Genomic DNA, 19,832 nt, shown 5'->3' with positions numbered 1-19,832 from the left:
AGAAAGAAATTGCCTGAAGTTTAACACAGAGAGGAATGACGGCGGCAAACTGGCCCCCTCCAGGCAGGAGAGGGCCGGGTGAGGGAATTACTCGTCGCGCTCTTCCCACGCCATGGCGCGTTTCACCGCTTTCTTCCAGCCGCTGTAGCGATAGTTACGTTCGGTGGTTTCGATGCCCGGACGGAATTCACGCTCAATGACCGCTTTTTCCTGTAGCTCATCCAGATTCTGCCAGAAGCCCACTGCCAGGCCCGCCAGATAAGCTGCGCCCAGCGCCGTCACTTCACGCACTTCAGGACGTTCCACGCGGGTGCCGAGAATATCGGACTGGAACTGCATCAGGAAGTTGTTAGCCACCGCGCCGCCGTCCACGCGCAGGGCGTGCAGACGAATACCGGAGTCGGCCTGCATCGCTTCCAGCACATCGCGGGTCTGATAGGCGATGGATTCCAGCGTCGCACGGATGATGTGGTTAGAGTTCACGCCACGGGTCAGGCCGAAGATCGCGCCGCGGGCATAGGGGTCCCAGTAAGGCGCGCCCAGACCGGTAAAGGCCGGCACGACGTACACGCCGTTGGTGTCCTTCACTTTGGTGGCGAAGTATTCGGAGTCGAACGCATCGCTGATCAGCTTCACTTCATCACGCAGCCACTGGATGGATGCGCCCGCCATAAACACTGCGCCTTCCAGCGCATAGTTCACTTCGCCGTGCGGACCGCAGGCGATGGTGGTCAGCAGACCGTGCTCGGACGCCACCGCCTTTTCGCCGGTGTTCATCAGCATAAAGCAGCCGGTGCCGTAGGTGTTTTTCGCCATCCCTTCTTTAACGCACAGCTGGCCGAACAGCGCCGCCTGCTGGTCACCGGCGATACCGGCGATAGGAATACGGGTGCCGCCTTTACCGCCGACGTTGGTCTGGCCATACACTTCTGAAGATTTGCGGACTTCCGGCAGCATTTCCCGCGGAATATCCAGCACTTCCAGCATTTTGGCGTCCCATTCCAGCGTGTGGATGTTGAACAGCATGGTACGGGAGGCGTTGGTGTAATCCGTAACGTGTACGCGCCCCTGGGTCATTTTCCAGATAAGCCAGGTATCGACGGTGCCGAACAGCAGTTCGCCGCGCTTAGCGCGCTCGCGGGAACCTTCCACGTGGTCAAGGATCCACTTCACTTTGGTCCCGGAGAAGTACGGGTCGATCACCAGACCGGTGGTTTTACGCACGTAATCTTCCAGGCCATCACGTTTTAAATGCTCACAGATGTCGGAAGTACGACGGCACTGCCAGACGATGGCGTTGTAAATCGGCTTGCCGGTCTCTTTATCCCATACGATAGCGGTTTCGCGCTGGTTGGTGATACCAATGGCAGCCACCTGATCGGCGTTGATGTCGGCTTTCGCCAGCACTTCCACCAGCGTTGAACTCTGGCTCGCCCAGATTTCCATCGGGTCATGTTCAACCCAGCCTGGCTTTGGGTAAATTTGTTCGAATTCGCGCTGCGCGACACTGATGATATTGGCGTCGTGATCCATTACAACGGCACGGGAGCTGGTGGTTCCCTGGTCAACCGCAACGATATATTTTTTGTCAGTCATAATTTTGTCCCGTAGTCACATTACAGCGAAGCTTTTTGTTGTGCAGTGGCGCTGGCCGGAGCCTTCTCATCTTCCACTACGCAGGTATCGCAGGGCAGGTGGCGGCCAATCAGCTTACGATAGCCAAACGCACCCAGAGACGCGCCCACGATCGGCCCAAACAGCGGCACCAGGAAGTAAGGAATATCTTTGCCGCCGGTGAAGGCAACGTCACCCCAGCCGGCAAGCCAGGCGAAGGTTTTTGGACCAAGATCACGCGCCGGGTTCATCGCAAAGCCGGTCAGCGGCCCCATGGATGCCCCAATCACCGCGATGAGCAGACCGATTAACAGCGGAGCCAGCGGGCCGCGCGGAATGCCGTTGCCATCGTCGCCCAGCGCCATAATCACGCCCATCAGAATAGCGGTAATCACCATTTCAACCGCGAAGGCCTGCACAAAATTGATATGCGGATTCGGATAAGTTGAGAAGATACCTGCCAGATCCAGACTTTCGACACTACCGCGCACCATCTGATGCGATTGCTCGAAGTCGATGAAAAGATTGTAATAAAGCCCGTAAACGATCGCCGCTGCGCAAAACGCGCCGGCAAATTGAGAAACGATAAATGGTACAACTTTACGCCCGTCGAAACAGGCAAATCGCCATAACGCAATGGTTACCGCCGGATTAAGATGTGCCCCGGAAACCCCTGCGGTCAGGTAGATGGCCATCGCCACGCCCAGACCCCAGATAATACTGATTTCCCATTGTCCAAAAGTGGCGCCTGCCACTTTCAGCGCTGCGACACATCCGACACCGAAGAAAATCAACAACCCGGTTCCGAGAAATTCGGCGATGCACTGGCCTTTCAAGGTTGATGTTTGACTCATAATCGGATCCTGAAGAGTGTAATGGTTATTGTTAGCGCGACTCAATGACAGTCACGATGCCCTGTAGACACGGTGTTAATTTATCGTTAACGAGCAAAAACGAGAAATATCGAAATCAAAATGTGTGTACTCCGTCAATAAAATGAGCGTTTTCGCGCTATAAAGCGCGTTTTACCAGCAGTACGAAAAGTGAGCTGAATCATTTCATTAACGAATGCGTTAACAATTTAGGGGTAGTTTCGGCAAACGCACCAGGTCTATGCTTAAAAGTGTTGCAAAGCGCGATCTGTAAGGGTTGTCGCTGGACACGCGCCGGGTCGCTCCATACAATCGGGGGGATAGAGTGCGCGTTGATACGGGCGTCGCCTTGCAAATCGGAATTCAGGAGAGGTATGACTATGTCATTAGAAGTGTTTGAGAAGCTGGAAGCGAAAGTTCAGCAGGCGATTGATACTATCACCCTGCTGCAGATGGAAATCGAAGAGCTGAAAGAAAAGAACAACTCGCTGTCACAGGAAATGCAGTCCGCCCAGCATTCCCGCGAGCAGCTGGAGCGTGAGAACCACGAACTGAGAGAACAGCAGTCCGGCTGGCAGGATCGTCTGCAGGCTTTATTAGGCCGCATGGAAGAAGTCTGATTACGCTTCATCTTTCGTGCCGTAGTAGCTTTGTAGGCCGGATAAGCGTAGCGCCATCCGGCATCACAAAAGCGCGGTATTAAAAAAGGCACCTCACAGGGTGCCTTTTTTATTTACTCGATATCCAGGGGATCTTCGGAAAGGATAATGCCGGTGTTATCGGCATAGAGATGGTCGCCGGAGAAGAAGGTCACGCCGCCAAAGTTAACGCGGATGTCGCTTTCGCCAATCCCTTCCGCAGTGGCACCTACCGGAATAGCGGCAATGGCCTGAATGCCGATGTCCAGCTCTTCGAGATCGTCCACCTGGCGTACTGCGCCGTAGACCACAATGCCTTCCCATTCGTTCTGCAGGGCCAGGCGTCCCAGTTCTGCATCGATTAATGCACGACGTACCGAACCGCCGCCATCGATCAGCAAAACGCGTCCACGACCATTCTGTTCGAGCAGATCATAGAGCAACCCGTTGTCCTCGAAACATTTGACCGTGATGATTTGTCCGCCAAAAGACGACCGTCCACCAAAGTTGGAGAACAGCGGTTCCACGACGTTGACATCTTCCTGGTAGATGTCACAAAGCTCAGAAGTATCATATTTCATAGGATTTACGTTCAGTTGCCGCGAGAGTTGTCAGTATATCGTGCATAACGCGTTGTTGGCAAAATCATCAAATGTTAATTGATATTTGTCAGTTAAACCGCCAGCTGACTCAGCACTATACCGACTACAAACAACAGGTTAGTTAAAAGCGCGGCTTTTACGGTGCGTTCCAGCATCGGCGGCATGGCGCTCGCTTCGGTTTCACGCAGCACATAGCGCGCCTGTTTTACCAGCACAGGCGTGGCGAGCACAAACAGCCAGCCCCACGGGCTTTGCAGCGAAATCAGGTTAAACAGGGCGAAGCACAGCCATGCGCCCGCCAGCAGGCAGGCGTGATAACGGCGGGCATTCACCGGCCCCAGACGCACCACCAGCGTGTCCTTACCATTGGCACGATCGCTGTTGATATCGCGTAGATTATTGATGTTCAGCACCGCGGTGGACAGCAGGCCGCAGGCCGTGGCGGGCAGGAACAGCGCCGGGATCAGCGTGTGCGCCTGTAAATACCAGCTTCCCATCACGCTCAGCCAGCCAAAGAACAGCAGCACGGAAATATCGCCCAGCCCAATGTAGCCATAGGGACGACGCCCGACGGTATAGGTGATGGCGGCGATAATCGACAGACCGCCCAGCACCAGGAAGCCGACAAAATCCGCCAGCGTCTGGTAGGCCACGGTGACCAGCGCCAGCCCGGACAGCGCGCTCAGGATAACCGTTACGATCAGTGCCCGCTTCATCTGCGCCTGGGTGATCGCGCCCTTTTGCATACCGCGCAGCGGCCCGATGCGGTCGGGCTTATCGCTGCCTTTTACCGCATCGCCGTAATCGTTCGCCAGATTGGAGAGGATTTGCAGCAGACCGGCGGTGATCAGCGCCAGCACGGCGACAAGGGGATCGAAATGCCCCTGCCACCAGGCCAGCGTTGTGCCGACCACAATCGCGGCGAAGGCCAGAGGGAGAGTTTTCGGACGCAGGCTTTCCAGCCAGGCCTGGGTGCGGCTTAAAGGGCGCGAGTCAGTCATAGTTTTTAGCCAATAAAAATGGGGCTATTCAGCCCCATCAACAGTGATGAAAGTGCAGTGCGCGCGATTATAAGATAAAACGGCTCAAATCTTCATCTGCAACCAGCTCATCCAGGTGTTTGCTCACATAAGCCGCATCAATAGTGATGGATTCACCATTGCGATCGCTGGCGTCGTAGGAAATATCTTCCATCAGACGCTCCAGCACGGTATGCAGGCGACGGGCACCGATGTTTTCCGTGGTTTCGTTCACCTGCCAGGCGGCCTGCGCGATGCGCTTGATACCATCTTCGGTGAAGTCGATGTTCACGCCTTCGGTGGCCATCAGCGCTTTGTACTGCACGGTAACGGACGCGTTTGGCTCAGTCAGGATACGTTCGAAATCTTCCGTGGTCAGCGCCTGGAGTTCCACGCGGATCGGCAGACGACCCTGCAGTTCCGGGATCAGATCCGACGGCTTCGCCACCTGGAACGCGCCAGAGGCGATAAACAGAATGTGGTCGGTCTTCACCATGCCGTGTTTCGTGGAGACGGTACAGCCTTCCACCAACGGCAGCAGATCGCGCTGCACGCCTTCGCGGGAAACGTCCGGACCGTTGGATTCGCCACGTTTACAGATTTTATCGATCTCATCGATAAACACGATGCCGTGCTGCTCAACAGCATCAATGGCGTCCTGCTTCAGCTCTTCCGGGTTCACCAGCTTCGCCGCTTCTTCTTCAATCAGCAGCTTCATCGCTTCTTTGATTTTCAGCTTACGCGGTTTCTGCTTCTGCCCGCCCAGGTTCTGGAACATGGATTGCAGCTGGCTGGTCATCTCTTCCATGCCCGGAGGGGCCATGATTTCAACGCCCATCGGCGCGGCAGAGAGATTGATTTCGATCTCTTTGTCGTCCAGCTCGCCTTCACGCAGCTTTTTGCGGAAGGACTGGCGCGCGGCGGACGGCTCCTGCTGCTGTTCAGGCTGGCCCCAGTTGTTTTTTGCTGGTGGGATCAGCACGTCCAGAATGCGCTCTTCCGCCATTTCTTCCGCGCGGTAGCGGTGTTTTTCAATGGAGTTGCTGCGCACCATCTTGATAGCGGCATCGGTCAGATCGCGGATGATAGAATCCACTTCTTTACCCACATAGCCCACTTCGGTGAATTTGGTCGCTTCCACTTTGATGAAAGGCGCGTTCGCCAGCTTCGCCAGACGACGGGCGATTTCGGTTTTACCGACGCCGGTCGGGCCAATCATCAGAATGTTTTTCGGGGTAACTTCATGGCGCAGCTCTTCATCAAGCTGCATACGACGCCAGCGGTTACGCAGGGCAATGGCCACGGAACGCTTGGCGTTATCCTGACCAATGATGTGTTTATTCAGTTCGCTGACAATTTCGCGTGGGGTCATTTCAGACATTAGAGATCCTTACGCCTTAGAGGACAATTCTTCGATGGTATGGAAGTGGTTGGTGTAGATGCAGATATCGCCTGCAATGCCCAACGCCTTCTCAGCAATGTCGCGCGCGCTGAGGTCGGTATTTTCCAGCAGTGCGCGGGCGGCGGCCTGGGCGTACGGCCCACCGGATCCGATAGCGATCAGATCGTTTTCCGGCTGCACCACATCGCCATTACCGGTGATGATCAGCGACGCATTTTCATCCGCCACGGCCAGCAAAGCCTCAAGCTTGCGCAGCATGCGGTCGGTGCGCCAGTCTTTTGCCAGCTCAACGGCGGCTTTCACCAGATGACCCTGGTGCATTTCCAGCTTGCGTTCAAACAGTTCAAACAGCGTGAAGGCATCGGCAGTACCGCCTGCAAAACCGGCGATTACTTTGTCGTTGTACAGACGACGCACTTTTTTCACGTTGCCTTTCATTACGGTGTTGCCCAGCGTGGCCTGGCCGTCGCCAGCAATTACCACCTGGCCGTTACGGCGTACACTTACGATTGTTGTCACGAGCAGACCCCTTGTTGCATAAACGGATTAGAAGCCCCGCACAGTGTACGGGGCTGAATGCAATTATAGATGGGGGGGATTTTGGGGGTTTCAACCCCCGGAGGCGAGACGAATACAGTTTGAGTGGCCCGCCATCTTCAGGCGGTTAAGAGTGCCGTCGGTATTATCTTTGCCTTTGATCGGCCCGATGACCACGCGATTCCAGCCGTTATTGGTGGTGATGCGGGAGTCGAAGCCTTCAAACGCCAGCTGCGCGCGCACGGTTTCCGCCTGCTCTGTGCCTTTAAAGGAACCGCACTGCACCATCCAGCGACGCTCATCTTTTTTCTCTGCCGTTTTCTTCGGCGCTTCCGGCTCGCGCGTGATCGGCGCGGCCTGCTGTTTTGGCGGCGCGGCATCGGTATGCGCAGGCGTTTGCAACAGATCCTGATAAGGCTGCTGGGAAGCGGTCTGTTTCGGCTGCTGCTGTACCGGCTTAGTCTGCGCGGGCGCGGTTTGCACCGTGCGCGGTTGCTGATACGGCTGCTCCGTTGCCCGGGGCTGCGTTCTCGGCTGCTGCACCGGCTGCGTGTATGTCTGCTGTTGCTGTTGCTGCTGGCGTAGCTGAACCTGCTGCTGCGCCTGACGCTGGCGTTGCAGGGTTTGCTGACGCTGTTCCGCCGTCTGTTCGTTCCACGGCACTTCATTAAGCTGAGTCGGCTGCTGACGCATATCCGCCTGCATCTGCTCCAGCAACTGGCGCTGCTCGTCCGTCAGCTGGCTCGGGTTCATCACCTCGCCACCGGCAGACGGTTCCGTCGGCGCGCGTACGCCAGGTTGACGGCTTTCCAGCTCTTTAATATAGCGCCAGCGCTCTTCCGGTTTCGGCGGCAGCCCGTTCCCTGCCACCTTCTGATTTTGCAGCGTCTCTGCATCTTCTTTTTTATGGTGCGTAATAAAGTACAGACCACCGATAAACGCCACCAGCACAGCGGCCGCAATGGCAACCATGGCGGGCGATACAACAGACGGGCTACGTTGTTTTTTCTTTGACGTGCTCTTTTTTCGCCGCGAAGGAGCCGACTGGCTGCGGCGTACATAATCTCGTTGTGCCACTATCGTTTCGCTGTATTTATTCGTTTGTCAGCCCGTCATGTTACTTAAGCGACGGGGCTTTGACCAGAAGCGGGAGTCTTAAAGCCAATTACTTCAGGTAACGGCTTGTGTCGTCCCACGGATGATTAACTCGCAGTCCAGCAGCCGCGAACCGCTGCTGACGTTTTGCCCGTGAAGCTGATCCAGTAAAAGCAGCATCGCTTCACGTCCGATTTTGAAGCGCGGTTGCGACACTGTGGTCAGCGGCGGATCGCAAAACTGGGAGAGCGAGATATTGTCGAAACCAATAATAGACAGATCGTCAGGAATTTTCAGGCCATGACGTTTCGCACAGGATAACGCGCCCAGCGCCATCACATCGCTGTGACAGAATACGGCGGTCGGCGGCTTCGGTAGCGCCAGCAGTTGCTCCATCGCCGCGCTGCCTGCGTCAAAGGTAAAATTGCCGCGGGCAATATAGTGCGGATCAACGGTGATCCCGGTGCGGCGCAGCGCCTGCACATAGCCCTGTAGCCGATAATGGCACAGTGGCATCTCCTCCGGCCCGGCGATACAGCCGATCAACTGATGGCCCTGTTCGCGCAGATAATTAACGGCATTAAAAGCGGCCGTCAGGTTATCGATGTGCACGGTAGGCAGTTCCAGTTCAGGGGCGAATTCGTTCGCCATCACCATCGGCGGTAAATTACGCTGTTCTTCGATGCTGGCGTCAAACGGCAGGCGCGAGCCGAGCAGCAGCATACCGTCGATCTGCTTGGTAATGATCAGGTCGATAAAGGTCTTTTCCTGCTGATTCTGATGGGCGCAGTCGCCGATCAGCACCAGATAACCTTGTTCCGCCGCTGTGACTTCAATACCGCGGATGATTTCGCTAAAAAATGGATCGCAGATGTCCGGCACGATCACCAGGATAGTGCGCGATTCATTGCGCTTCACGTTGCGCCCCATCGCCTGCGGATAATAGCCCACTTCAAGGGCCGCCTGTTCCACCCGGTTGCGGGTCGACTGCGAGACTTTATCCGGGTTCATTAACGCGCGGGACACCGTTGCCGTAGAGACCTTCGCTTTCTCGGCAACGTCTTTCATGGTCGCGGCAGCAACCTCTTTCTTAGCCTTCACCTCTTTCTCCTCGCATCCAGACGCAGGCGCAGCCACATCCTCTGTGTCTGACATCAGACACATTTTTATCAGATAGTTACCCGTTCCGGTTACAGTATTTTCATGAAAAGTGTGACGGATGTTGAATTATACGATCCGCCTCGCAACCTTAACCTTCGATAGGATCGACATCCAGCACCCACTTCACCTTGCGCGCTTCCGGAAGGGTATTGATGAGCACCAGCGCGCCGCTGATAAGATGTTGCAGGCGAACGCGTGACGGATGCTGCAACAGCAGTTGCCAGCGGTAGCGACCGCCGCGCTTTGGCGCAAGGGCGGGCACCGGCCCTAAAATCCAGGTGTTGTTGTCCAGCAGCGGGCTGGCGTGCAACAGATTGCGCAGCTGTTGCAGGAAAACCGGTGCCTGCTCGTTGTTATGATCTTCGGCGCGAATAATCACATGGCTGGTCCACGGCGGCAGTTGCAGCGTATGCCGCTCGGCCAGCGCCTGATCCGCAAAGGCGTCGTAGCCTTTATGCAGCAGCGTCTGTAATAAAGGATGTTCCGGATGGTGCGTTTGCAGCACCACTTCGCCCTGCTTGCCGGCGCGACCGGCACGGCCTGAAACCTGGGTATAGAGCTGGGCGAAGCGCTCGGCGGCGCGAAAATCGGCGGAAAACAGTGCGCCGTCAACGTCCAGCAAGGCCACCAGCGTCACGTCCGGGAAATGGTGGCCTTTCGCCAGCATCTGCGTGCCGATTAAAATCCGCGCGCCGCCGCGATGCACTTCCGCCAGCTGCTGCTCCAGCGCGCCTTTTCGGCTGGTGGTATCGCGGTCGATACGCGACAGGGGCACGCCGGGAAAGAAGGGGGCTAGAGCCTGCTCTAACTGCTCGGTGCCCAGACCCACCGGCACCATATGTGTGGAGCCGCATGACGGACACTGGCGCGGCACCGGGCGCTGACTGTCGCAGTGGTGGCAGCGCAAATGGCGCTGCGCCTGGTGCAGCGTGTAGTAGTGATCGCAGCGCGGGCACTCCGCCGTCCAGCCGCAATCATGGCACAGCAGCGCAGGCGCAAAGCCACGGCGGTTCAGGAACAGGATCACTTGATTATCCGCCTGTACGTGCTGGCGGATACGGGCGATCAGCGCCGGAGCCAGTCCCGCCTGAAGCGGCTGGCCTTTTAAATCCAGCACATGCTGCGTGGCCGGGCGCGCATTACCGGCCCGGCGCGTCAGGCGCAGCATACGGTATTTGCGCTGTCGTACATTATGTAATGTTTCCAGCGCCGGCGTGGCCGAGCCTAAAATAATCGGGATTTGCTCGCTGTGGGCGCGGTAGACCGCCAGGTCGCGGGCATGATAACGCCAGCCTTCCTGCTGTTTATAGGAGCTGTCGTGCTCCTCGTCGATAACAATCACGCCGAGATTTTTGAACGGAGTGAACAGCGACGAACGCGTGCCGATAACAATCGCCGCTTCGCCGTTTTTCGCTTTCAGCCAGGCGCTCAGGCGTTCGCTGTCGTTAAGGCCGGAGTGCAGCACTTCCACCGGCGCGTTAAAACGTTCGCGAAAGCGGGCAATGGTCTGCGGCGTCAGGCCGATTTCCGGCACCATCACCAGCGCTTGTTTTCCCTTAGCGAGAACATTTTCCAGCACGCTTAAATAGACTTCGGTTTTACCGGAGCCGGTGACGCCCGCCAGCAGCCAGGTGGAAAAGGTGTCAGATTCGCTGTGGATGGCGCCCACGGCGGTAGCCTGCTCGGTATTCAGACGCAGCCGCTCGCCGGGTACGGCGTACTTTTCCCGCCAGTCGGTCAGGGCCGGAGCTTCGCTGTTGAGATCGCACAGGCCTTTGGCGCGCAATGCCTGCAGGGCCGCATCGTTAAATTCCAGATCCTGAACCTGATGCCGCCAGATTTTCCCCTGGCGCAGCGCCGCCAGCGCCTGCTGCTGTTTTGGCGAGCGTTTCAGGCTGTTGATGTCCACCGCCTGGCCCTGTTCGGTGGCGAACCAGAACCACAGAGGCGCAACGCTGGCGGGTTTGCCCTGCCGCAGCAAAACCGGCAAAGCGTGAAACAGCACATCACCAAGCGGATGATGGTAATAATCAGCGGCCCACAGCAGTAATCGCCATACGGAGGGTGAAAATACCGGATCGTTATCCAGCACCTCGACGACGCTTTTCAATTCATCCAGCGGCAGTTCGCTTGTCTCGCTGACGGACACCACAATGCCGACCCGCTCCTGTTTACCAAAGGGCACGCGCACGCGACAGCCCGCGTTGACGGCAACGCCTTCCGGCAGGCGGTAGTCAAACGTACGGGGCAGCGGGACGGGCAGGGCTACGTGAGCGACGGGCATCGAATCATCCTGGCTTGAAAACTGGCGGGTTAGTATACACATTAGAAAGAGAAGGCGCGGATCAGTTTGCATGCGCTGGTTATTTTCTGTATGATTCGCCGCCTTTGATGTGTTTTGATCACGTCAAAGAGAACGTAACTACTTTAAACATCGCGTGGTGTCTGGCGTTAGGGCTGGAAGAGCGACGCGGCCTTAAACTGAGGTTTCTCCCATGAAAAAAGGTATTCACCCGAATTATGTTGAAATTACTGCAAACTGTTCTTGCGGTAATGTGATCAAAACCCGTTCTACCGTGGGTCACGATCTGAACCTGGACGTGTGCAGCAAATGCCACCCGTTCTATACTGGCAAGCAGCGTGACGTTGCTACCGGTGGCCGTGTTGACCGCTTCAACAAGCGCTTCAGCCTGCCAGGCAGCAGCAAATAAGTATTGGCTGCCAGAAAGAACCGCCTGCGGGCGGTTTTTTTATGCCTGAAATTCGGGCCAAAACAAAAGGGCAGAATATCTTCTGCCCTTTTTTATTGCTTAGTATTCCCACGTATCCGGGTCGATGCCCAGTTCACGCATGATGATCTTCGCCGCTTCCGGGATCTCATCGCTGCGCTCTTTACGCAGGTCTTCATCGTTCGGCAAAGGCTGACCGGTAAAGGCATGCAGGAACGCTTCACACAGCAGTTCACTGTTAGTGGCGTGACGCAGGTTGTTCACCTGACGACGAGTACGTTCATCGGTGAGGATTTTTAACACCTTCAGAGGAATGGAAACCGTAATTTTCTTTACTTGTTCACTCTTCTTACCGTGCTCAGCGTATGGGCTGATATATTCGCCGCTCCATTCAGCCATGAGATACCTTTAATCCTCTCAGTCATTAGTAAAAGGTCGAAACCTGATCAAACGCAGGTACCGCACCGTAATCTCGCGTAGTTTACCGTAGAGACGACACCGTGACACGGAGTATCGAATCGGCGGATATGCGCTAACGCATATAATTTTAACGGCTATTATGCATTTGCTCAATCTATACGCAAAGAAGTTTAGATGTCCAGATGTATTGACGTCCATATTCACAATGCTATTCTGATGGCTGACTTTTCATCCCTTAAGCCAGGAAGCCTTCACATGACGCGTAAACAGGCCACCATCGCAGTGCGTAGCGGATTGAATGATGACGAGCAGTACGGTTGCGTTGTCCCGCCGATTCATCTCTCCAGTACCTATAACTTCACCGGCTTCAACGAACCGCGTGCCCATGACTACTCCCGTCGCGGTAATCCGACGCGGGATGTGGTGCAGCGCGCGCTGGCGGAACTGGAAGGCGGCGCGGGCGCGGTGATGACCAATACCGGCATGTCGGCGATCCACCTGGTGACCACTGTCTTTCTGAAGCCCGGCGATCTGCTGGTCGCGCCGCACGATTGCTACGGCGGCAGCTACCGCCTGTTCGACAGCCTGGCAAAACGCGGCTGTTATCGCGTTTTATTTGTCGATCAGGGTGACGAGCAGGCATTAAAATCGGCGCTGGCCGAAAAACCGAAACTGGTGCTGGTGGAAAGTCCGAGCAACCCATTGTTGCGCGTAGTGGATATTGCGAAAATCTGTCAGCTTGCGCGTGAAGCCGGGGCCGTCAGCGTGGTGGATAACACCTTCTTAAGTCCGGCGTTGCAGAACCCGCTGGCGCTGGGTGCCGATCTGGTTTTACATTCATGCACTAAATATCTGAATGGCCATTCTGACGTGGTCGCAGGGGTGGTGATCGCCAAAGACGAGGCGACTGTCACTGAACTGGCATGGTGGGCGAATAATATCGGCGTCACCGGCAGCGCCTTTGACAGCTATCTGCTGCTGCGCGGGCTGCGTACGTTGTCGCCGCGCATGGAAGTGGCGCAACGCAATGCCCAGGGGATTGTGGATTTCCTTAAAACACAGCCGCTGGTGAAAAAACTGTATCACCCGTCGTTGCCGGAAAATCAGGGCCACGAGATTGCTGTTCGTCAGCAAAAAGGATTTGGCGCCATGCTCAGTTTCGAACTGGATGGCGATGAACAAACATTACGTCGTTTCTTAAGCGGGCTGTCACTGTTTACGCTGGCGGAGTCGTTAGGGGGAGTTGAAAGTTTGATCTCCCACGCCGCCACTATGACGCACGCAGGCATGGCGCCAGAAGCGCGCGCCGCGGCGGGTATTTCCGAGACGCTGCTGCGTATTTCCACCGGCATCGAAGATGGCGAAGATTTAATTGCCGACCTGGAAAATGGCTTCCGGGCAGCAAACAAGGGGTAAACATGAGTGTGATTGCGCAGGCAGGGGCGAAGGGTCGTCAACTGCATAAGTTTGGTGGGAGTAGTCTGGCTGACGTGAAATGTTACCTGCGCGTGGCGGGTATCATGGCGGAATATTCGCAGCCTGGCGACATGATGGTCGTCTCGGCGGCGGGCAGCACCACCAACCAGTTGATCAGCTGGCTGAAGTTAAGCCAGACCGACAGGCTCTCTGCGCATCAGGTTCAACAGGCGCTGCGTCGCTATCAAAGCGATCTGATCGGCGGTCTGCTGCCTGCGGATATGGCCGACACGCTCACCCTGGCGTTTATTCACGATCTGGAGCGACTGGCGGCGCTGCTTGACAGCGGCATCACCGACGCGGTGTATGCGGAAGTGGTGGGGCACGGTGAGATCTGGTCGGCGCGCCTGATGTCTGCGGTGCTCAATTTACAGGGTATGGAATCCGCCTGGCTGGATGCGCGCGACTTCCTGCGCGCCGAGCGCGGCCCGCAGCCGCAGGTCAATGAAGGCTTATCCTATCCGCTGTTGCAGCAACTGCTGGCGCAGCATCCCAATAAACGTACCGTGGTGACGGGCTTTATCTGCCGCAACGACGCGGGGGAAACCGTGCTGCTGGGCCGTAACGGCTCTGACTACTCGGCGACGCAAATCGGCGCGCTGGGCGGCGTGTCCCGGGTGACCATCTGGAGCGATGTGGCCGGGGTGTACAGCGCCGACCCGCGTAAAGTAAAAGATGCCTGCCTGCTGCCGCTACTGCGCCTTGATGAAGCCAGCGAACTGGCGCGTCTGGCTGCGCCGGTGCTGCACGCCCGTACCTTACAGCCGGTTTCCGCCAGCGACATCGATCTGCAACTGCGTTGCAGCTACAACCCGGAGCAGGGCTCCACGCGCATTGAACGCGTGCTGGCATCCGGCACCGGGGCGCGTATTGTCACCAGTCATGATGACGTCTGCCTGATTGAGTTCCAGGTGCCCGCCAGCCAGGATTTTGCACTGGCTCATAAAGAGGTGGATCTGATCCTCAAGCGCGCGCAGCTGCGTCCGCTGGCGGTCGGCATTCATAACGATCGCAACCTGCTGCAACTCTGCTACACCTCGGAAGTGGTCGACAGCGCGCTGAAGCTGTTGCAGGACGCCGGGCTGACCGGTGAACTGCGCCTGCGTCAGGGGCTGGCGCTGGTGGCGCTGGTCGGGGCGGGCGTCTGCCGTAATCCGCTGCACAGCCATCGTTTCTGGCAGCAACTGAAAGGCCAGCCGGTGGAGTTTATCTGGCAGTCCGACGACAGCATCAGCCTGGTGGCCGTGCTGCGCGCCGGGCCGACGGAGAGCCTGATCCAGGGGCTGCACCAGTCGCTGTTCCGCGCGGAAAAACGTATCGGTCTGATGCTGTTCGGCAAGGGCAATATCGGCTCGCGCTGGCTGGAGCTGTTCGCCCGCGAACAGGGCGCGCTATCGGCGCGGACCGGTTTTGAATTTGTGCTGGCGGGCGTGGTGGACAGCCGCCGCAGCCTGCTGAGCTATGAGGGGCTGGATGCCAGCCGCGCGCTGGCGTTCTTTAACGATGAAGCGGTCGAACAGGATGAAGAGTCGCTGTTCCTGTGGATGCGCGCCCATCCCTATGATGATTTAGTGGTGCTGGACGTGACTGCCAGCGAACAGCTGGCCGATCAGTATCTGGATTTCGCCAGCCACGGTTTTCACGTTATCAGCGCCAATAAACTGGCCGGAGCAAGCGACAGTCACAAATACCGCCAGATCCATGACGCCTTCGAAAAAACCGGCCGTCACTGGCTGTATAACGCCACCGTGGGCGCGGGCTTACCCGTGAACCATACCGTGCGCGATCTGATCGACAGCGGCGATGCCATTCTCGCCATCAGCGGTATTTTCTCCGGCACGCTCTCCTGGCTGTTCCTGCAGTTTGACGGCACCGTGCCCTTTACTGAGCTGGTGGATCAGGCCTGGCAGCAGGGGCTGACCGAGCCGGATCCGCGCGTCGATCTCTCCGGTAAAGACGTGATGCGCAAGCTGGTGATCCTCGCCCGTGAAGCGGGTTATGACATCGAACCGGATCAGGTGCGCGTCGAATCACTGGTGCCGAACGGCTGCGAAGAGGGGTCGGTGGATCACTTCTTCGAGAATGGCGATGAGCTGAACGACCAGATGGTGCAGCGACTGGAAGCGGCGCGGGAAATGGGCCTCGTGCTGCGTTACGTCGCGCGTTTCAACGCTAACGGCAAAGCGCGCGTCGGCGTGGAAGCGGTACGCCCTGAACATCCGCTGGCGGCGCTGCTGCCGTGCGATAACGTGTTCGCCATCGAAAGCCGCTGGTATCGCGATAATCCGCTGGTGATCCGCGGGCCTGGCGCAGGACGCGATGTGACCGCCGGGGCGATCCAGTCAGACATCAATCGCCTGGCGCAACTGTTGTAGTTTTTATCCCCCTCACTGCCAGAGTGAGGGGGGCTTTCCATCCTGAATCTTTTTCATCTTCCCTGAACAATCCTCACACAGTTTCACGATAATTCTGTTGACGCCATATCGCTTTTCCGTCATTTTTACATCTGGACGTCTAAACGTATAGAAGTTCACATTACAATAAACAACGACACGCGATTGATGAGGTAAGGTATGAGCTTTTTTCACGCCAACCAGCGGGAAGCCCTGAATCAGAGCCTGGCAGAAGTGCAGGGGCAGATTAATGTCTCTTTTGAGTTTTTCCCGCCGCGCACCAGTGAAATGGAACAGACTTTATGGCACTCCATCGATCGCCTGAGCAGCCTGAAGCCGAAATTTGTCTCTGTGACCTATGGCGCAAACTCCGGCGAGCGCGACCGTACGCACAGCATTATTAAAGGCATCAAAGATAAAACCGGTCTGGAAGCGGCGCCGCATCTCACCTGTATTGACGCCAGCCGTGACGAACTGCGCAGCATCGCCCGGGATTACTGGAACAACGGTATCCGTCATATCGTGGCGCTGCGCGGCGATCTGCCGCCGGGCGGCGGTAAGCCTGATATGTACGCCACCGACCTGGTCGCGCTGTTAAAAGAGGTTGCTGATTTTGATATTTCCGTTGCCGCCTATCCGGAAGTGCACCCGGAAGCGAAGAGCGCGCAGGCGGATCTGCTGAACCTGAAACGCAAAATCGACGCTGGCGCTAACCGTGCCATCACGCAGTTTTTCTTCGACGTGGAAAGCTATCTGCGATTCCGCGACCGCTGCGCCTCGACCGGCATCGACGTGGAAATCATTCCGGGCATTCTGCCGGTCTCGAACTTTAAACAGGCTAAAAAATTCGCCGACATGACCAACGTGCGTATTCCGGCATGGATGTCGCAGATGTTTAACGGTCTGGATGATGACCCCGAAACCCGTAAGCTGGTGGGCGCGAATATCGCCATGGACATGGTGAAGATTTTAAGCCGCGAAGGGGTGAAGGATTTCCACTTCTATACGCTGAACCGCGCCGAGATGAGCTATGCCATTTGTCATACGCTGGGCGTGCGCCCGTCGCTGTAACCAAAAACGCCGGGCATGACTGCCCGGCAACCGGTTTATTCCCACTCTTCCAGGAAACGCTGACCATACTGATCGGCGACGATCAGCGCCGCGTACACCTCATCAGGCGTGGCGCCGCCCGGCATATTGTGAATAGTTTCCCCTTCCGCGCAGGCCGCTTGCGCCACCTGGCGCAATTTCGCCGGAATATCGGCTTTAATATCCAGCTGGGCGAGGGTGATCGGCAGGCCGACGCTGTGACACAGCGACGCCACGGTTTCGATCTCCTCCACCGACGCGTTTTCTAACACCAGCTGCGTCAGCGTACCGAAGGCCACTTTTTCGCCGTGATAGTAATGGTGCGCGTCCGGGATCGCCGTCAGACCGTTGTGAATGGCATGCGCGGCCGCCAGCCCGCCGCTCTCAAAGCCGACGCCGCTGAGATAAGTATTGGCTTCCACGATGCGCTCCAGCGCGGCGGTGACCACATGCTGCTCCGCCGCCAGCATGGCTTTTTCACCCTGCTCCAGCAGCGTGTTGTAGCACAGCTCGGCCAGCGCCAGCGCCGCCTGGGTGCACTGTCCGCCCGCCATGGTGGTGGCCCCGCTGCGGGCGCAGGCGCGCGCTTCAAACCAGGTGGCCAGCGCATCGCCGATCCCGGCGGCTAACAGACGCGCAGGCGCGCCCGCCACCACTTTGGTATCGACAATCACCAGATCCGGGTTTTTCGGCAGCATCAGGTAACGTTCGAATTCACCGGTGTCGGTATAGATCACCGACAGCGCGCTGCACGGCGCATCGGTTGAGGCGATGGTCGGTGCGATCGCCACCGGCAGGTGCATGTAGTGGGCCAGCGCTTTGGCGGTATCCAGGGTTTTACCGCCGCCAATGCCCAGCACCGCCGTGCAGTCTGCCTCTTCAGCCAGCGCGCGCAGACGGTCGATTTCCGTTTGCGAACATTCGCCGCCAAAGGGCACGATATCGGCGCTCAGGTCGGCGTCATCAAAACTTTTTTGCAGCGTCTCCTGCGCGAAACCTAAAACGAATTTGTCACCGACCACCAGCCAGCTTTCCGCCAGCGGTTTCAGATAGTCTCCCAGACGGGTGAGCACATCCGCCCCCTGAATGTATTTACCCGGCGATTGAATAATGTGGTCCATAGTTGACTCCTTTTACAGCGTTAACGTGCCAAAGGCGGTTTGCCAGTCGTGCTCGAATTTCTCGATCGCCGCCTCTACTGCCGGCGTACCGAGCATTTGTTGCGCTACCTCTAAGGGTAGCGTAATCGCCTGACATCCGGTCAGCAGACAGTCGAGCGCCTGGCGCGGGGTCTTAAAGCTGGCTGCCAGCACCATGCTGTCCGGCGTATGAAGTTCGAGCAGACGTTGCAGTTCCTGCACCATACGGATACCGTCGCCGCCCTGCGCATCCACGCGGTTGACGTAGGGCGCGACGTATTTTGCCCCCGCCAGCGCCGCCAGCAGACCCTGTGCCGGGCTGTACACCGCCGTTCCCAGCGTCACGATGCCTTCTTTTTTTAACATTTTGATGGCCGCCAGCCCTTCGGCAGTCACCGGCACTTTGACAATGATGCCCGGCAGGATGTCATTCAGGTGTCGGGCGTCTGCCACCATGCCGTCCGCCGTACGGCTCATCACCTGCGCGAACAGCGTGCCGTCAGGCCCGATAGCCTGTTGCAGACGAGGTAATACCTCCCGCAGCGGCTGTTTACCGGCGGCGATTATGCTCGGGTTGGTGGTCACGCCCGCCAGCGGATAAATGCGCGCCAGGCGTTCGACTTCGGCAACGTTGGCCGTGTCCAGATAGAGTTCCATGCTTTACCTCGTCAGCTTTCTGAAGTTGCGATGGCGATCAGCATAAAAGCCGGGGCCGACAGGCCGCTATCTGTCAAATCTGCCAAACACTGGACAAATGTAAGCTGCGGTCAGAAATGCGAGCTGGCTCACAGGTTCGTTTTGGTCAGCTGGCTGTGATACTGGCGGCGGTATTCGGACGGGGTGCGCTCGGTGGCTTTGCGGAACAGGCGGCAGAAATAGTTACTGTCAACAAAGCCGCAGGCGTGGGCCACTTCGTTTATTTTCAGATCGTAATTTTTCAGCAACATGCGTGCATGTTCCAGCCGGATCTGGTTCAGATAAGCGTTAAATCCTGTCGCCCCGGTATTGGCAAACAGATGGGAGAGGTAGTTCGGGGAAATATAGAATGCCTGCGCGACGGACTCACGGGTGAGCGGCGCGGCATAATTTTCGTCGATATAATGGCGTATGGCTTCAAACAGCGCCTGGCTGCGGGAGGCGGTCTGGATCTGGCTGCCCAGCAGATCGGCGCAGTGGCTGAGCAGGCTTCTTACCGTGAGACGGGCGGTGCGCTGCTCGTGCGGCTGCATCTGTAATTCACTGAGCGTCTGCAATAATAAAGAGCCGGTACGCGGGCCGCGCCGCGCCACCTGGGCGTGACACAGATTGTGCAGATGGACGCCGTCCCGGCGTTGCACGCTGAAAACTAAATACTGTTTCTCAAAGTGGATGTTAAGCAGAGTGGCGGGCTGGCGGCACTGCGGCGCGTTCCAGTGACCGGCGGGGATAAAGAGCACGTCGTTTTCCGCCATGACTGCGGGTTCACTGCCGTCTGTTATTTCGCCGTCGAGCACGATTTCCAGCCGCGGAAAATCCGTCTGCAATGCCCCTGCCGGAACCGGCCCTGCGCCACGAGCAAACCAGACGCGCTGCAACAGGGCGGCGTCTTCGGCGAATCGGGTAAGGTGATGGCTGAGGTCGTATGACATGTTTTTCCCGGAGATCGC

Annotated in this window: 18 protein-coding genes; 5 read left to right on the top strand and 13 right to left on the bottom strand. The window is 57.3% G+C overall.

Annotated features, from left to right (window positions below):
* Positions 1-87 precede the first annotated feature (87 nt).
* On the bottom strand, positions 88-1,596 hold the full coding sequence (glpK, locus tag ACQUTD_RS18820; protein WP_072571336.1) for a glycerol kinase GlpK: 1,509 nt from the start codon (positions 1,594-1,596) through the stop codon (positions 88-90).
* 20 nt (positions 1,597-1,616) lie between these two features.
* On the bottom strand, positions 1,617-2,468 hold the full coding sequence (locus ACQUTD_RS18815; protein ID WP_072571335.1) for an MIP/aquaporin family protein: 852 nt from the start codon (positions 2,466-2,468) through the stop codon (positions 1,617-1,619).
* 392 nt (positions 2,469-2,860) lie between these two features.
* Here ACQUTD_RS18815 and zapB point away from each other — a divergent pair, with 392 nt between their 5' ends.
* On the top strand, positions 2,861-3,106 hold the full coding sequence (gene zapB, locus ACQUTD_RS18810) for a septal ring assembly protein ZapB (protein WP_088222135.1): 246 nt from the start codon (positions 2,861-2,863) through the stop codon (positions 3,104-3,106).
* Positions 3,107-3,219: 113 nt separating this feature from the next.
* Here the strand turns inward: zapB and rraA are convergent, their stop codons facing one another.
* The 7 genes from rraA to priA all read right to left on the bottom strand — a co-directional run bounded on the left by rraA (position 3,220) and on the right by priA (position 11,224).
* Positions 3,220-3,705, bottom strand: a complete 486-nt coding sequence (gene rraA / locus ACQUTD_RS18805; protein ID WP_072571331.1) for a ribonuclease E activity regulator RraA — start codon at positions 3,703-3,705, stop codon at positions 3,220-3,222.
* 92 nt (positions 3,706-3,797) lie between these two features.
* A complete protein-coding gene (gene menA, locus ACQUTD_RS18800) occupies positions 3,798-4,727 on the bottom strand; it encodes a 1,4-dihydroxy-2-naphthoate polyprenyltransferase (protein ID WP_473277176.1) in 930 nt (309 codons plus the stop codon).
* 67 nt (positions 4,728-4,794) lie between these two features.
* Complete coding sequence (gene hslU / locus ACQUTD_RS18795) at positions 4,795-6,126, bottom strand: HslU--HslV peptidase ATPase subunit (protein WP_072571329.1); 1,332 nt, start codon at positions 6,124-6,126, stop codon at positions 4,795-4,797.
* A gap of 9 nt (positions 6,127-6,135) precedes the next feature.
* A complete protein-coding gene (hslV, locus tag ACQUTD_RS18790) occupies positions 6,136-6,666 on the bottom strand; it encodes an ATP-dependent protease subunit HslV (protein WP_072571328.1) in 531 nt (176 codons plus the stop codon).
* Positions 6,667-6,756: 90 nt separating this feature from the next.
* Entirely contained in the window at positions 6,757-7,761 is a 1,005-nt protein-coding gene (gene ftsN, locus ACQUTD_RS18785) for a cell division protein FtsN (protein WP_473277173.1), read from the bottom strand.
* 93 nt (positions 7,762-7,854) lie between these two features.
* Entirely contained in the window at positions 7,855-8,880 is a 1,026-nt protein-coding gene (gene cytR / locus ACQUTD_RS18780; protein WP_072571326.1) for a DNA-binding transcriptional regulator CytR, read from the bottom strand.
* A gap of 148 nt (positions 8,881-9,028) precedes the next feature.
* Positions 9,029-11,224, bottom strand: a complete 2,196-nt coding sequence (gene priA, locus ACQUTD_RS18775; RefSeq protein ID WP_318377457.1) for a primosomal protein N' — start codon at positions 11,222-11,224, stop codon at positions 9,029-9,031.
* 211 nt (positions 11,225-11,435) lie between these two features.
* On the opposite strand from priA, the gene rpmE reads away from it, so the two are divergent.
* Positions 11,436-11,651 (top strand): 50S ribosomal protein L31, encoded by a 216-nt coding sequence (gene rpmE, locus ACQUTD_RS18770; RefSeq protein ID WP_072571324.1) that lies wholly within the window; start codon positions 11,436-11,438, stop codon positions 11,649-11,651.
* Positions 11,652-11,750: 99 nt separating this feature from the next.
* Here rpmE and metJ read toward each other — a convergent pair whose 3' ends face one another.
* Positions 11,751-12,068: a met regulon transcriptional regulator MetJ gene (gene metJ / locus ACQUTD_RS18765; RefSeq protein WP_072571323.1), complete on the bottom strand. Its 318-nt coding sequence runs from the start codon at positions 12,066-12,068 to the stop codon at positions 11,751-11,753.
* A gap of 276 nt (positions 12,069-12,344) precedes the next feature.
* On the opposite strand from metJ, the gene metB reads away from it, so the two are divergent.
* The 3 genes from metB to metF all read left to right on the top strand — a co-directional run bounded on the left by metB (position 12,345) and on the right by metF (position 17,029).
* Entirely contained in the window at positions 12,345-13,505 is a 1,161-nt protein-coding gene (metB, locus tag ACQUTD_RS18760) for a cystathionine gamma-synthase (RefSeq protein ID WP_318364381.1), read from the top strand.
* A 2-nt stretch (positions 13,506-13,507) separates the two neighbouring features.
* Positions 13,508-15,940 (top strand): bifunctional aspartate kinase/homoserine dehydrogenase II, encoded by a 2,433-nt coding sequence (locus ACQUTD_RS18755; protein ID WP_473277169.1) that lies wholly within the window; start codon positions 13,508-13,510, stop codon positions 15,938-15,940.
* 198 nt (positions 15,941-16,138) lie between these two features.
* A complete protein-coding gene (gene metF / locus ACQUTD_RS18750; RefSeq protein ID WP_072571320.1) occupies positions 16,139-17,029 on the top strand; it encodes a methylenetetrahydrofolate reductase in 891 nt (296 codons plus the stop codon).
* Positions 17,030-17,064: 35 nt separating this feature from the next.
* Here metF and gldA read toward each other — a convergent pair whose 3' ends face one another.
* The 3 genes from gldA to ACQUTD_RS18735 form a co-directional block, all read right to left on the bottom strand.
* Positions 17,065-18,168, bottom strand: a complete 1,104-nt coding sequence (gene gldA / locus ACQUTD_RS18745) for a bifunctional L-1,2-propanediol dehydrogenase/glycerol dehydrogenase (protein WP_473277167.1) — start codon at positions 18,166-18,168, stop codon at positions 17,065-17,067.
* Between the two features lie 12 nt (positions 18,169-18,180).
* On the bottom strand, positions 18,181-18,843 hold the full coding sequence (gene fsa / locus ACQUTD_RS18740) for a fructose-6-phosphate aldolase (RefSeq protein ID WP_473277165.1): 663 nt from the start codon (positions 18,841-18,843) through the stop codon (positions 18,181-18,183).
* 128 nt (positions 18,844-18,971) lie between these two features.
* A complete protein-coding gene (locus ACQUTD_RS18735; RefSeq protein ID WP_318377309.1) occupies positions 18,972-19,814 on the bottom strand; it encodes a helix-turn-helix transcriptional regulator in 843 nt (280 codons plus the stop codon).
* Between the last annotated feature and the right edge of the window lie 18 nt (positions 19,815-19,832).

This window comes from Enterobacter sp. K510, from assembly GCF_055804875.1.
Note: the sequence above shows the minus strand (reverse complement) of the source record. Positions and strands in the feature narration are given on the sequence as shown.